The organism is Faecalimonas umbilicata (assembly GCF_042846195.1).
In the GTDB taxonomy this organism is placed as follows: domain Bacteria; phylum Bacillota; class Clostridia; order Lachnospirales; family Lachnospiraceae; genus Faecalimonas; species Faecalimonas umbilicata.
The window spans coordinates 2,694,638-2,707,900 of record NZ_AP031411.1 but is presented as its reverse complement, the minus strand read 5'-3'; the positions used below and the strand labels follow the sequence as shown (position 1 = coordinate 2,707,900).

The 13,263-nt window shown below is 40.2% G+C and carries 14 protein-coding genes; 12 read left to right on the top strand and 2 right to left on the bottom strand.

Going from position 1 to position 13,263, the window contains the following annotated elements; all coding sequences use genetic code 11:
- The first annotated feature begins 76 nt into the window (after window positions 1-76).
- Together ACGG81_RS13025 and ACGG81_RS13020 are read left to right on the top strand one after the other, a co-directional pair.
- The gene (locus tag ACGG81_RS13025; RefSeq protein ID WP_016439504.1) at window positions 77-490 is read left to right on the top strand and encodes an HIT family protein; all 414 of its coding nucleotides are present in this window, start codon (window positions 77-79) and stop codon (window positions 488-490) included.
- A gap of 19 nt (window positions 491-509) precedes the next feature.
- Window positions 510-1,058 (top strand): RNA polymerase sigma factor, encoded by a 549-nt coding sequence (locus ACGG81_RS13020; protein WP_009263403.1) that lies wholly within the window; start codon window positions 510-512, stop codon window positions 1,056-1,058.
- Between the two features lie 58 nt (window positions 1,059-1,116).
- Here the strand turns inward: ACGG81_RS13020 and ACGG81_RS13015 are convergent, their stop codons facing one another.
- Entirely contained in the window at window positions 1,117-2,181 is a 1,065-nt protein-coding gene (locus ACGG81_RS13015; protein WP_120090939.1) for an undecaprenyldiphospho-muramoylpentapeptide beta-N-acetylglucosaminyltransferase, read from the bottom strand.
- A gap of 177 nt (window positions 2,182-2,358) precedes the next feature.
- Between ACGG81_RS13015 and ACGG81_RS13010 the strand changes: the two genes are divergently transcribed.
- The gene (locus ACGG81_RS13010) at window positions 2,359-3,255 is read left to right on the top strand and encodes a DUF4367 domain-containing protein (protein WP_117578443.1); all 897 of its coding nucleotides are present in this window, start codon (window positions 2,359-2,361) and stop codon (window positions 3,253-3,255) included.
- A 56-nt stretch (window positions 3,256-3,311) separates the two neighbouring features.
- The gene (locus tag ACGG81_RS13005; RefSeq protein WP_117578441.1) at window positions 3,312-3,758 is read left to right on the top strand and encodes a DUF6147 family protein; all 447 of its coding nucleotides are present in this window, start codon (window positions 3,312-3,314) and stop codon (window positions 3,756-3,758) included.
- Window positions 3,759-4,071: 313 nt separating this feature from the next.
- On the opposite strand, the gene ACGG81_RS13000 is transcribed toward ACGG81_RS13005, so the two are convergent.
- The gene (locus ACGG81_RS13000; protein WP_336305054.1) at window positions 4,072-4,314 is read right to left on the bottom strand and encodes a TIGR03905 family TSCPD domain-containing protein; all 243 of its coding nucleotides are present in this window, start codon (window positions 4,312-4,314) and stop codon (window positions 4,072-4,074) included.
- 194 nt (window positions 4,315-4,508) lie between these two features.
- Here ACGG81_RS13000 and ACGG81_RS12995 point away from each other — a divergent pair, with 194 nt between their 5' ends.
- The 8 genes from ACGG81_RS12995 to gnpA all read left to right on the top strand — a co-directional run bounded on the left by ACGG81_RS12995 (window position 4,509) and on the right by gnpA (window position 13,212).
- Entirely contained in the window at window positions 4,509-5,204 is a 696-nt protein-coding gene (locus ACGG81_RS12995; protein WP_008977141.1) for a 5'-methylthioadenosine/adenosylhomocysteine nucleosidase, read from the top strand.
- 153 nt (window positions 5,205-5,357) lie between these two features.
- Window positions 5,358-6,170 (top strand): hypothetical protein, encoded by an 813-nt coding sequence (locus tag ACGG81_RS12990; RefSeq protein ID WP_270196176.1) that lies wholly within the window; start codon window positions 5,358-5,360, stop codon window positions 6,168-6,170.
- 65 nt (window positions 6,171-6,235) lie between these two features.
- Window positions 6,236-7,585: a glucose-6-phosphate isomerase gene (locus tag ACGG81_RS12985; RefSeq protein WP_008977139.1), complete on the top strand. Its 1,350-nt coding sequence runs from the start codon at window positions 6,236-6,238 to the stop codon at window positions 7,583-7,585.
- A 27-nt stretch (window positions 7,586-7,612) separates the two neighbouring features.
- Window positions 7,613-8,716 carry a PucR family transcriptional regulator gene (locus ACGG81_RS12980; RefSeq protein ID WP_009263396.1) on the top strand — a complete coding sequence of 368 codons (1,104 nt, stop codon included), beginning with the start codon at window positions 7,613-7,615 and terminating at the stop codon, window positions 8,714-8,716.
- A gap of 190 nt (window positions 8,717-8,906) precedes the next feature.
- A complete protein-coding gene (locus ACGG81_RS12975) occupies window positions 8,907-9,941 on the top strand; it encodes a M42 family metallopeptidase (RefSeq protein WP_008977131.1) in 1,035 nt (344 codons plus the stop codon).
- An 18-nt stretch (window positions 9,942-9,959) separates the two neighbouring features.
- Entirely contained in the window at window positions 9,960-10,613 is a 654-nt protein-coding gene (locus ACGG81_RS12970; protein ID WP_008977130.1) for a hypothetical protein, read from the top strand.
- Window positions 10,614-10,649: 36 nt separating this feature from the next.
- Entirely contained in the window at window positions 10,650-10,853 is a 204-nt protein-coding gene (locus ACGG81_RS12965) for a hypothetical protein (protein ID WP_390108720.1), read from the top strand.
- Window positions 10,854-11,046: 193 nt separating this feature from the next.
- On the top strand, window positions 11,047-13,212 hold the full coding sequence (gnpA, locus tag ACGG81_RS12960) for a 1,3-beta-galactosyl-N-acetylhexosamine phosphorylase (RefSeq protein WP_009263394.1): 2,166 nt from the start codon (window positions 11,047-11,049) through the stop codon (window positions 13,210-13,212).
- The last annotated feature ends 51 nt before the right edge of the window (window positions 13,213-13,263 follow it).

The window sequence follows — 13,263 nt, the reverse complement described above, 5'->3', positions numbered from 1 at the left end:
GACGACAAAGTTCGACAGAAAGAGGTCGGAAAAGTCAGACAGGAATGACATAGAAAAAACGAAAGAAGGAAAAATAATGAGAGATGAAAAATGTATTTTTTGTAAAATAGCAAATGGAGAGATTCCATCGGCAACACTTTATGAAGATGAGGACTTCAGGGTTATTTTAGACCTTGGACCGGCATCTAAAGGACATGCTTTGATTTTGCCAAAGGAGCATTATAAAGATTTGTATCATCTTGATGATGAGATCGCGGCCAAGGCGCTCGTTCTTGCAAAAAGAATGATCACAAAGCTGACAGAAGTACTTGGATGTGAGGGATATAATATTGTGCAGAATAATGGAGAATTGGCAGGACAAACTGTTTTTCATTTTCATATGCATCTGATTCCAAGATATAAAAACGACAATGTCGGGCTGGGATGGAATGTCGGAACACTTACAGAGGAAGATAAATTGGAAATTTTATCAAAGTTGAATGAACAGTAAGATAGAACGGGGTACCTGAGTGAGTCAGAAATTAAGTGAGAATATAGATTTTAATACGGCATATGACAAGTATGTAAATCTCGTTTTCAAAACAGCGTTGAATTACTCCGGAGATCACTATGTGGCAGAAGAAGCTTCTCAATATACATTTATGCAGTTATATATTCAGTTTGAACAAATAAAAAGAGGAAATATAAAGTCCTGGCTGATTACAACTGCAAAAAATTATGTGTTGAACTATAAGGAGAAGGTAAAATGGGAGCTTACAGACGAGAATATCGTAGAATTATGTGATATGAGGGAAGCTGCCCGCAGTACAGAAGAGAATGTGTTTATAAAAACAAAAGAAGAAAAGCATACATTGTTACGGAAAGAAATTTTTACTCAGCTATATCAGAAAAATCCGAGATGGTGGCAGGCAGTGGTGCTGGCGTATATTTATGAAGTACCGCAGGAAGACATTGCAGTGAAAATGAGAATAGAGCTAAATGCTCTGTATCAGATGCTTTACCGAGCAAGAAAGTGGATTACAAAGAATTATAGAGAGGAATTTGAAAAGCTGATCTAAAAAGAGACTGTCACGAAAATATTTTGTGACAGCCCCTGACGTTTTAGAAAGCATCCGACTATTTGCACACGGATTCAATCAGTTCAATAATTGTGTCAATGGAATTTTGTTGATTGGATTGCTGCATCGCTTTGATATAAGATTTCTTGTCGCGGAACAATGTCTGCAAAGAATCAAGTAAGGTGGATTTATTTAATTCCTCTTCCTCGAGAACTTTGCTGAATCCTTGCCGTTCAAAAGAGCGAGCGTTCAAAATCTGGTCTCCGCGACTTGCATTTGCAGAAAGTGGAATCAGGAGATTCGGTTTATGCAGAGCGAGCAGTTCACAGATGGCATTGGCGCCCGCACGAGAAATCACTACATCAGCCAGGGCAAACAAATCTTTCAATTCGGATTTAATATATTCAAACTGAACATATCCTTCCAAGGACTTGAGAGAATCGTCTACCTTGCCTTTTCCACAGAGGTGGATCACATGAAAATCTTTGAGAAGATCAGGCAAAATCTCGCGGACTGCATTGTTGACGACAACGGAGCCGAGGCTTCCTCCAATGATTAGAATGACTGGTTTCCCTGCGGAAAGGCCACAGAATTTTAATGCGGCATCAGCATTTCCCGTGAGGAGTTCCTGTCGGATCGGAGAGCCGGTGAAGACCGCTTTTTCTTTTGGCAGGTGTTCTAATGTCTCCGGAAAGTTACAGCAGATTTTTGTGGCGGCAGGAATCGAAATTTTATTTGCAAGTCCCGGGGTCATATCAGATTCATGAATGATCGTTGGGACTTTACATTTTTTCCCAGCCATTACAACCGGAACGGTTACAAAGCCGCCTTTGGAAAAAATGACATCTGGCTGTAGTTCTTTGATCAGTTTTTTTGCTTCGCCAAATCCTTTTAATACACGGAATGGGTCTGTAAAGTTCTGCAAACTGAAATATCTGCGGAGCTTTCCTGATGAAATTCCATGATATGGGATGCCAAGCGGTTCGATCAGCCCTTTTTCCATACCATTATAAGAGCCGATGTATTGAATATCATACCCGAGTTCCTTTAAACGGGGAAGAAGGGCAATATTAGGTGTTACATGTCCGGCAGTTCCTCCGCCGGTAAGAATAATACGTTTCATGATGTTCCTCCGAATCTTTTCTATATCTAAGAATCATATTAAACAGATTTGAGAAAATGTCAAGAAAAAACAAAATAGTGAAGGTTGAGAAAAGAGGAGTGCATGTAAAAAATTCTATTGCCGTATATAAATGAGATAAAAAAATAAAATTCCTTTTGAGAGAAAGAGAGGTGGCAGATGGAAGAAAAATTCAAGCAGTTTTTGAAGAAGCAGATGGAAAAAGAGGCAGAACAAATAGAAAAGGAAGTTCTTTCAAATGAATCTTTAAAAGAGGTTCAGGCGCCAGACACATTGCGGGAAGCATTGGCAAAAAGCATAAAAGAATATGAAAAGAATCGGACAGATGCTCCTAGTGAAGAGTCAGAGGAGATTGGGATCAGTATAGAAGAGTTTTGTGAAAAACTTTCTAAAGAAGATCGGGAATCTTACTTCAGGTGGAGAGCGGCCGAGGAAAAGAAGAAAGCAAAGAAAGCGAGAAAAAGATTCCATTTTCCAAGAAAAAAAAGGGCAGTGTTTGTTGTTGCCGCAACGATGGTTTTGGTATTGGGGATTGGCATGACAAGTCTTGGTGGCAGACCATACTGGTTGAAAGTTGCGGATCTGGTGCTGGGGAATGAGAATACAGTGACCGTTGATACAGAAGGTGAAGATAGAATTCTGACAACAGATGTGAGCGAGAAAGAAGCATACGAACAGATTAAAGAAGAATTAGGAATTGAGCCTGTGCAGTTACAGTATATGCCTGCGGGGATGGAGTTTGATAGATGTGTTATAGAAAAAGAATTGGGGACTGCAAAATTATTGTATTTATATCAGGAACAGATATTGGAATATGAAATTTGTTATCAGTATAGTGATGTAGCTAGAAGTATTTCAACAGAAGATAATTTGCTACAATCTTATAAGAAGGAAAAAGATGGAGTGGAAATTAGCATTAGAGAGTTTCAAGTTGAGAGTATAGAACAAAGTATGTATAGTGTTACTTTTGAAAGACAAGACGTATTATATCGTTTAAGAGGGATAATAAATAGAGAAGAAATGGAAAAAATTGTAGAAAATTTATTTTTTTCTTAAAAATGCGTAAGTTTTTTGGGACTCATCTGTTTACTTAAATAGAGGAGGAAATAAAGATGAAAAAGAAAGTATTAATGTTTTTTACAGCAGTTTCTATTCTCGTAAGTATGAATTTGATAAATGCCACTGATGTACAGGCTAGTTCAAAGCTAACTGAAGATATAATGGCAGAGGGAAGTACAAGCGAGCATGCAAGAGGTCAGTATCTTATGGAAGGAACAACAACAATAAGAAATGCGGGGAAAGGAACTGTTGCAGCAGGAGGAGATACAACCGCACAGAGAATTGTGGATAAAGTTCAAGTTGCTGTAATTGTAGAGCAATATAATAACGGATCCTGGTCACAAGTTTATACATGGAGAGAAACTGCTTATAATACGGCGATTGCAAGCACAAGTAAAGTTTTAAATGTTCCAAGAGGTTATTATTACCGCGCCAGAGGAATCCATTCTGCCAACACAGATATAGCAAATTCTTTCACAAATGGAATTTGGATGGGCTAATTTGTAACTAGTTGATTTATGGATCTACATATCCACAAAGGAATTACAAACTTGTCATAAGAAAACTGAATAGAGTTAAGGCAAAGGGACTATCTCAGTCTCTGCATCCGGTATGTTTGGGGAATGATTTTCATACCTGCAAAAACCTGTCATTTTCCAATAGAAAACGCCACACTAAAAAACCAAAATAATAAGGTAAATACTACATATTGGGACGCAGAGACTGAGATGGTCCCTTTGTAAAATGAGTAAAAGTAGAAAGAGACAAACTGCATGAAGACTTGAAAGATTGTATGTTTGTCTCTGTTGTTTTTTATTTTCCAGTAGCTTCTTTTAATGCTTGTGCAAGCTGGTCTGGACAGGATGTAGATTTTGCACCACAGCGGATTCCTTCCATACGTGCGATGGCATCGTCTACCTTCATACCTTCTACGAGACGGGCAACTCCCTGTGTATTGCCGGAGCAGCCTCCAACAAATTCTACGGATTTGACAGTATCTCCGTCTAAGTCAAATTTAATTTCTCTGGCACAGACACCGTGTGTTTTGTATTCCATAATAGCACCTCACTTTCATTTAGATTCAATATTTCTTTTTTATTATAGCAAAAGGGGAAAAAAAATACCAGTCTGTTGAAGGATTTGCGCCAGATAACATGCCCATCTGAAAATAAATGTGCCAGGACACTAGGTATTGGAGCAAATCTTTGCTATAATTGAGAAACAAAATGATACAAACAGGAGGAAAAGAGATGATCATAGGAATTATCGGTGCGATGGAAAAGGAAGTAGCAATTCTGAAAGAGCAGATGGAGATTAGTGAAGTGGTGGAGAAGGCTTCTATGACTTTCTGCAAAGGAATGCTTTGTGGTAAGGAAGTTGTTGTTGTGCGGAGTGGAATCGGGAAGGTAAATGCAGCAATCTGTGCACAGATTCTTGTAGATAGATTTGGAGTAGATCTTTTGATCAATACGGGAATTGCAGGATCTTTAAATGCAGCTATTGATATTGGTGATATTGTGATTTCCAAAGATGCGGTACAACATGATGTGGATGCATCCACATTTGGGGATCCGGTCGGTCAGGTTCCAAACATGGATGTCCTGGCATTTCCGGCAGATGAAAGACTTGCAAAGCTTGCGAAAGAAGCAAATGAAGAGGCAAATCCAGATATTCATACATTTACAGGGCGAATCGCCAGTGGAGATCAGTTTATCGCAGAATCGGAAGTAAAGCAGAGGATTATTGAGCGATTTGGCGCAGATTGTGTGGAAATGGAAGGTGCGTCCATCGCGCATGCGGCATATTTGAACAAAATTCCGTGTGTCATTCTTCGAGCAATTTCGGACAAAGCCGACAACAGTGCGGAAATGGACTATCCGGCATTTGAGCAGAAGGCAATCGAGCATTCTGTAAGGCTTGTACAGAATCTGCTTCCACGTTTATAAGAAAAAAGCAAAAGGCAGAATGGGAAAAGAAAAACGATTCTGTCGAATTTTGATGAACGATTCAAGAGTCGCTCCTCTTTTTCTTCGGACATTCCTGGTCTATAATGAACGCAGAATCAGTAATGAGAAGAAAGAAGAAGGAGGGACTCTTTTATGTTCAAGACAATGTTAGACACACAGATGATTTTTTATCTAATGGGGGTGATCGGAGGAATTGGGATACTCAGTAAACTGGTTTCGGAAGGGACACTTCGGAGTTTGGTGAAGGCTGCGGAAAATATGTCAAAGAGCAGTCATCGTTTTATGAAGCTTGTTCGTGCAAAATTTGAACATGCATGTATGGTCAGTGACAAGGTGGACAATGTAGGTGCATTTGTAGAAAAATTTATTCATGAATATCGGTCTGTAGGTTTGCGGCTGCATACATGGCAGCAGCTGGAGCGGCAGTCGATGAGATTTGTTGGGATTTTGGGGCTCATAGGGGCATTGCTTAGTTACAGTATTTATGGAATGGGAGAGCAGGCATTTCGGTATGGTGCGTTTGGAGCGATTGAAATGGTACTTCTGTTTTTGATTTGTCAGGCAACGGATGAAAAATATAAAGTGGAAATGCTTCATGTCTACATGGTGGATTATCTTCAAAATGTATGTGCACACCGGTATCAAAAAGCAGCGAGGCAGGAAATGCGGGGAGACAAGGAAGAAGTGCAGTCCGCTCAGCAGGTAGACGGTAACCCATCGGAGGAGTGGGATCGGCAGGAGAATCTGGTGCAGGCAAAGACTGGAGAACAGACTGTGGATCAAGCTCAAATGGAAATGCGGGAGAACAGAGGTGGAAAAGAGAAAGAATTATTTGCGGAAGCACAGCAGGAAGAGAGAAAATCTGAGGAAGTTATGGATAAAATGGAAAATGACCTGAAACGGGAGGCAATGATCCGGGATATCTTAGAGGAGTTTTTGGCTTGATAAACAGAGGACCATTTGATAAAATAAATATGATTATGAGGCATATTTAGAAGGAGAGGATAACGATGGCAAATAAAGTAAGATTTGACTATTCAAAAGCGAGCAAATTTATCAATGCGCATGAAGTAGAGTATATGAGTGAACTGGCAGTAGCTGCAAGAGAAAAATTAGTGTCCAAATCAGGGGCAGGAAATGATTTTCTTGGTTGGATCGATCTTCCGGTAGATTATGATAAAGAAGAATTTGCGCGCATTCAAAAGGCGGCAGCAAAGATTCAGAGCGATTCAGAAGTACTTCTTGTGATCGGAATCGGTGGTTCTTATCTTGGAGCAAGAGCTGCAAATGAATTTTTAGGGCACAGCTTTTATAATGTAATTTCCAAGGAAATGCGCAAAACACCTGAGATTTATTATGTCGGAAACAGCATCAGCAGTACTTATATCAGACATCTGATCGATGTGATCGGAGACAGAGATTTTTCGATCAATATGATTTCAAAATCAGGAACAACGACAGAGCCGGCAATCGCATTTAGAGTATTCAAGGAATTACTTGAGAAGAAATACGGAAAAGAAGAGGCAGGAAAGAGAATCTATGCAACTACAGATAAGGCGAGAGGAGCCTTAAAGAACCTTGCAACAGAAGAAGGATATGAGACATTTGTTGTTCCGGATGATGTTGGAGGACGTTTCTCTGTTCTGACAGCAGTAGGTCTTCTTCCGATTGCAGTTAGTGGAGCTGATATTGAAAAGCTGATGGAAGGTGCACAGGCAGCAAGAAAAGAGGCTCTGGAAGCGGAGTTCTCAGAAAACAGTGCGTTACAGTATGCGGCAATCCGTAATATTTTACTTCGTAAAGGAAAAGCAGTTGAAATCGTAGCAAATTATGAGCCAAGCCTTCACTATGTTTCAGAGTGGTGGAAACAACTTTACGGGGAGAGCGAAGGAAAAGACCAAAAAGGAATTTTCCCGGCAGCAGTAGACCTGACAACAGACTTACATTCTATGGGACAGTTCATTCAGGATGGAAGCCGAATTTTATTTGAGACCGTTTTAGATGTGGAAACTGCAAAAGAAGAGATTTTAATCAACGAAGAGCCGGTGGATCTTGACGGATTAAATTATTTGGCAGGAAAGTCTGTGGACTTTATCAATAAGAGTGCGATGAATGGAACAATTCTTGCTCATACAGATGGAAATGTTCCAAACTTGATGGTACATATTCCGGAGCAGAATGAATTTTATCTCGGACAGTTATTCTATTTCTTTGAATTTGCCTGCGGTGTGAGCGGATATTTATTAGGAGTGAATCCATTTGACCAACCGGGCGTAGAAAGCTATAAGAAAAACATGTTTGCGCTTCTTGGAAAACCTGGGTTTGAAAAAGAACGTGAAGAATTATTAAAGAGATTATAATTAGGAAACGACAGAGGAAGTGGCAAGTTGTTATCAAGACAGATATTACAGAGAACGATCAATGAGATGAAAGAAATTGTGGCAGCAGAAATATCTTTATGGAATGCAGAAGGAATGATTGCTGTGAAAACGTCAGGGGCAGATGAGAGCGCCAAGGAGCAGGTCAAAATCTATCTTTCCAAATGGAAAGAGCAGATGGAGGAAGACGCGGAAGAACTCTCAGAGGCGGTTGAGGAGAAGGCAGCATTTTTTCCAATCTTGAACCATATGAATGAATTGGAATATGTTCTGATGATCCATGGAGTTTGGGATGACATAAAGGTGATCGGCCGGTTGTGTGTAAGTCAGATTAGAAATTTGATCATGGCTTACCATGAACGGATGGATAAGAATAATTTTCTGCAAAATCTTCTTCTTGACAATTTTCTTCTGGTAGATATTTATAATAGGGCAAAGAAGCTCGGAATCGCAATTGAAGCACGGAGAGTTGTTTTTCTGATTGAGCCTAAAAAAGAAGGAGACAGCATTGTTATGGAGACAATGCGCGGGCTCTATGCGACGGGAACAAAGGATTTCATTACGGCGGTGGATGAAGGGCATATTATTTTTATCAAACATCTCGAGGTGACAGACGGGTATAAGGACATCAATGATATTGCAAAGACAATCACTGATACATTGAGCGCTGAGGCGATGATGAAAGTGCGTGTTGCCTATGGAACTGTGGTGGAAGAGTTAAAAGATGTTTCTAAGTCTTATAAAGAGGCTGCGATGGCGCTGGATGTGGGAAGAATTTTTTACAGTGAACGGACGATACTGGCATACAATGAGCTTGGAATTGGGAGGCTGATCCACCAGCTTCCGGTCTCACTGTGCGAGATGTTTCTGCAGGAAGTATTTAACGGAGACGCTTTTGAGCAGTTTGATGAGGAGACTTTGGTTACCGTGTATAAGTTCTTTGATAATAATCTGAACGTATCGGAGACCGCAAGGCAATTATATATTCACAGAAATACACTTGTGTACCGTTTGGAAAAGATTCAGAAATCGACAGGGCTGGATGTGCGTGTGTTTGATGATGCACTTACATTTAAGATTGCGATGATGGTTGCAAGTCATATAAAAAAATAAAAAAGATATTCCGAATAATTTGGAAGCGTAGAACAGAAAGCTGCGTTTCTAAATGTTTGGAATATTTTTTTGTCTGCCAGCATATAGAGGGAGTAAAAATGAATAGAAGGATATTTTCAAACAACTCTAGTCAATGCTCTTCCCATTTGTTATAATACTTGTATTGTAAAAATAATGGAGGGATTTTATTATGGCACATCAGAATCATGAATATCACGAATACATCGTGGAACAGACTGAGAAAGTGATCGGGATCGACAGCCCGACAGGTTATCATTACAATGTACAGAAATATCTTGTAGATACAATACAGGCGATGGGTTTTGAAGTTCGTACGCTGAGAAAAGGCGGTGTAATTGCAAATCTTGGCGGAGAGGGGAATCCGTTGATGATGCTTGCACATGTAGATACGTTAGGCGCATTTGTACATTATATTAAAGGGAATGGACGTCTTGCAATTTCCAATGGGACATTGAACCCAAATAATATTGAGACAGAAAATGTGCGTGTCATTACAAGAAGTGGTGCGGTGTATGAGGGAACAATCCAGCTTGAGAATGCTTCTGTGCATGTAAATCCAGATGTCAACGCAGAGCGTAAATTTACAAATCTGGAAGTAGTTCTTGATGAAGATGTCACTTCCAAGGAAGACGTAGAGAAATTGGGCATTTGTGCCGGAGATTTTCTTGCGGTAGAACCAAGATTTCAAGTGACAGAAAAAGGATATATTAAGAGCCGTTTTCTGGATGATAAGGCTTCTTCGGGAGTTCTTCTTGGAATCGCAAAATATGTGAGCGAGCATCCGGGATGTCTGAAGAGAAATGTACAGCTGTTCTTTACGACATTTGAAGAGATTGGACATGGGGCGTCAGCAGGAATCCCAGAGGAGATTGAAGATCTTCTGGCAGTGGATATGGGATGTGTCGGGGATCATCTGGCATGTACGGAAAAACAAGTATCCATCTGTGCAAAAGACAGTTCCGGAGCATATCATTTTGAAATGACAAATGAGCTGATTGAAGTGGCAAAGGAACATGGAATCGATTATGCAGTTGATATTTATCCATCTTATGGATCCGACGCGGGAGCAGCGCTTAGATCTGGTAAGGATGTAAGATATGCATTGATCGGACAAGGAGTATATGCTTCACATGGATATGAGAGAACACACAAAGACGGCATGAAACAGACATTCGAACTTGCTTTGAATTATGTTCTGAAATAAGATAAGGCAGGGAAATGAATGATGCAAAAGAAACATGAGTCTGATCTGACAAGGAAAGAGAAGTGGCAGTTAGAGAGGGAAAAAGTAGCTTCGATGAGCTGGAAGAAGCGAATCGAATATTTCTTCACTTATTACAAATGGGTACTTGTGGTGGCAGTGGCAGTGATTGCACTCGGAGTGTTTGGGGTAAACTGGTACAAGAACTTGCAGAAAGAAGAGCTATTAAATGTGGTAATCGTCAATTCTTCTGCACCGAGTACAGAAAATTTAAATCAAGATTTGCGGAAAGCACTGAAAATCAAAGACAAGAATCAGATTATCACGATCGATACTTCCGTCTATACCGGAGAAGGAAATCAGACGACATATAACAGTACAATGAAGCTATCTGTTGTAATGGGGGCAAGAACCGCGGATATTTTTGTTTGTGATAAAGAAACATTTGCAACATACGATCAGGATGGTGTTTTTTTAAGTGTAGAAGAGTTAATGGGAAGTGAATTTTGCGAAGAACATGCAGAGGAGGTTGGAGAAAATTATATGCTTGCCAACCAAAGTAAACTCGCAGAGGAATATGGAATCGTCGGGTATGAAGATGCGTATATCGGAGTATTTTCTTACACGGAACATCGAGAACATGCGAAAGCATTTGTAGAATTTCTATTCGAGTAAATTGCTTGCTTAGCGGCGATGTGATTCAGGAAAAGAGTGAAAAGACAGTCAGGATTTCAAAAGTCTGTAGATCAGATTTTTGAAAAACTGGCTGTCTTTTTAATTGATAGAAATTTATTGGAAACTCCCAATTTTTACAGTGGATTTGGCACTTGTTTCTGTAATTTATTCTACCATAAGAAAGATGGGAAACAAAGACAATTCCAGGATGAATCTGGAAAAGACAGCGGTAGTACTTAAAAGTATTTTGGCAGGAGAGTATTTTGGAGTGGAGATTTGACCGGGGATTATGGGAAAAGAGAAGAAAATTGTTAAAATGTAAGGATATAGCAATATTTATAATATTGTAAACAAGATTTGCGTAGATTTGCTTATGAGAAGAAGTTATACTAGATTTAGAAAAATGCGAATTTTTTAGAAAAGGAGAAACATTATGGGTAATGAAAACACAAGAGGAAGGGTAACGATCCCGACAGATGTTGATGTTGTACCAGAGACACTGGAATTACTGGAGCGCTGGGGAGCAGATGCGATCCGTGACTGTGATGGAACAGACTATCCGGAAGGATTAAGAGATGTAGATGCAAAAGTGTATTCTACTTACTATACAACAAGAAAAGATAATGAGTGGGCAAAGGCGAACCCGGATGAGATTCAGCAGATGTATATTATGACTTCTTTCCATACAGCAGTGGAGGAAGAGCTTTCGATTCATTTGATGGATCATTTATATCCGGATATGCTGAAGGTAAATTCTCATGACGACATTAAGCGCTGGTGGGAAGTAATCGACCGTACTACAGGGGAAATTGTTCCGACAGATAGTTGGTCTTACAGTGAAGAGACTGGTGATGTGACGATTCATGGAGCAAAGGCATTCCATGATTACACAGTAAGCTTCCTTGCATACATTATGTGGGATCCGGTACATATGTACAACGCAGTTGTTAATGACTGGAAAGGTGTGGAGAAGCAGATTACTTTTGATGTGCGTCAGCCTAAGACAAAAGAATTTTCCATGAAACGTCTCCGCAAATTTATCGAGGACAATCCACATGTAGATGTCATTCGATATACAACATTCTTCCATCAGTTCACACTGATCTTCGATGAACTGGCAAGAGAAAAATATGTAGACTGGTACGGATATTCTGCATCTGTCAGCCCGTATATTTTAGAGCAGTTCGAGAAGGAAGTGGGATACAAATTCAGACCAGAGTATATTATTGATCAGGGATATATGAACAATCAGTACCGGATTCCGTCAAAAGAATTCAAGGATTTCCAGGCATTTCAGAGAAGAGAAGTTGCAAAACTTGCCAAAGAGATGGTGGATATCACGCACGAGATGGGAAAAGAAGCAATGATGTTCTTAGGAGACCACTGGATCGGTATGGAGCCGTTTATGGACGAATTCAAATCCATCGGACTGGATGCAGTTGTAGGAAGTGTCGGAAATGGTTCTACACTCCGTCTGATCAGCGATATTCCAAATGTGAAATATACTGAGGGACGTTTCCTCCCATATTTCTTCCCAGATACTTTCCACGAAGGCGGAGATCCGGTCAAAGAGGCGAAGGTGAACTGGGTAACAGCAAGACGTGCAATCCTTAGAAAACCGATCGATCGAATCGGATACGGCGGTTACTTAAAGCTTGCACTGGAATTTCCGGAATTTATCGATTATGTAGAAAGTGTATGTAAAGAATTCCGTACATTATATGAAAATATCAAAGGAACAACACCATATTGTGTGAAGACAGTTGCAGTACTCAACAGCTGGGGTAAGATGAGAGCATGGGGAAATCACATGGTACATCATGCTTTATATCAGAAGCAGAACTACTCTTACGCAGGAATTGTGGAGACGCTTTCCGGAGCGCCGTTTGATGTGCGTTTTATCAGCTTTGATGATATTAAGACGAATCCGGCAATCCTTGACGATATCGATGTTATCATTAATGTCGGAGGAGCTTACACTGCACACAGTGGTGGAGCTGCATGGGCGGATGAAGAGATCGTGACAGCAGTGAAGAGATTTATCTACAATGGCGGTGGATTTATCGGTGTTGGTGAGCCTACAGCTTATCAGTGGGAAGGACGTTACTTCCAGCTTGCAAGCGCACTCGGTGTAGAAAAAGAAAATGGATTTAACTTAAATACAGATAAATACAATTGGGAAGAACATGACCACTTCATCAAAGAAGACTGCACAAAGGACATCGACTTTGGGGAAGGTCAGAAAAATATTTTTGCACTAGACGGAACAACAGTATTAAGACAGATTGACAAAGAAGTGCAGATGGCAGTCAATGACTTTGGAGCAGGACGTTGTGTTTACATCAGCGGGCTTCCATACAGTTTCGAGAACAGCCGTCTTCTGTATCGTTCCATCCTTTGGTCTGCACATGACGAAGGAAACCTTCACAAATGGTTCAGCACAAACTTCAACGTGGAAGTGCACGCATATGTGAAGAATGGAAAATACTGTGTAGTAAATAATACTTATGAGCCACAGGATACAACAGTATACAGAGGAGATGGAAGCAGTTTCGATCTTCATCTGGATGCAAATGAAATTATCTGGTACGAAATCTAGTAAAATCTTTAATAGAAAAAACCTCCGGGGGAAAGCATATGACAGCTGACC

What these genes read in the sequence shown, in the direction of transcription:
- ACGG81_RS12975 (WP_008977131.1), top strand. Translation starts at nt 8,907, where the DNA reads ATGGCACATCAGAATCATGAATATCACGAATACATCGTGGAACAGACT.
- ACGG81_RS12990 (WP_270196176.1), top strand. Translation starts at nt 5,358, where the DNA reads ATGTTCAAGACAATGTTAGACACACAGATGATTTTTTATCTAATGGGG.
- ACGG81_RS12985 (WP_008977139.1), top strand. Translation starts at nt 6,236, where the DNA reads ATGGCAAATAAAGTAAGATTTGACTATTCAAAAGCGAGCAAATTTATC.
- ACGG81_RS13015 (WP_120090939.1), bottom strand. Translation starts at nt 2,181, where the DNA reads ATGAAACGTATTATTCTTACCGGCGGAGGAACTGCCGGACATGTAACA.
- ACGG81_RS13025 (WP_016439504.1), top strand. Translation starts at nt 77, where the DNA reads ATGAGAGATGAAAAATGTATTTTTTGTAAAATAGCAAATGGAGAGATT.
- ACGG81_RS12995 (WP_008977141.1), top strand. Translation starts at nt 4,509, where the DNA reads ATGATCATAGGAATTATCGGTGCGATGGAAAAGGAAGTAGCAATTCTG.
- gnpA (WP_009263394.1), top strand. Translation starts at nt 11,047, where the DNA reads ATGGGTAATGAAAACACAAGAGGAAGGGTAACGATCCCGACAGATGTT.
- ACGG81_RS13005 (WP_117578441.1), top strand. Translation starts at nt 3,312, where the DNA reads ATGAAAAAGAAAGTATTAATGTTTTTTACAGCAGTTTCTATTCTCGTA.
- ACGG81_RS12970 (WP_008977130.1), top strand. Translation starts at nt 9,960, where the DNA reads ATGATGCAAAAGAAACATGAGTCTGATCTGACAAGGAAAGAGAAGTGG.
- ACGG81_RS13010 (WP_117578443.1), top strand. Translation starts at nt 2,359, where the DNA reads ATGGAAGAAAAATTCAAGCAGTTTTTGAAGAAGCAGATGGAAAAAGAG.
- ACGG81_RS13000 (WP_336305054.1), bottom strand. Translation starts at nt 4,314, where the DNA reads ATGGAATACAAAACACACGGTGTCTGTGCCAGAGAAATTAAATTTGAC.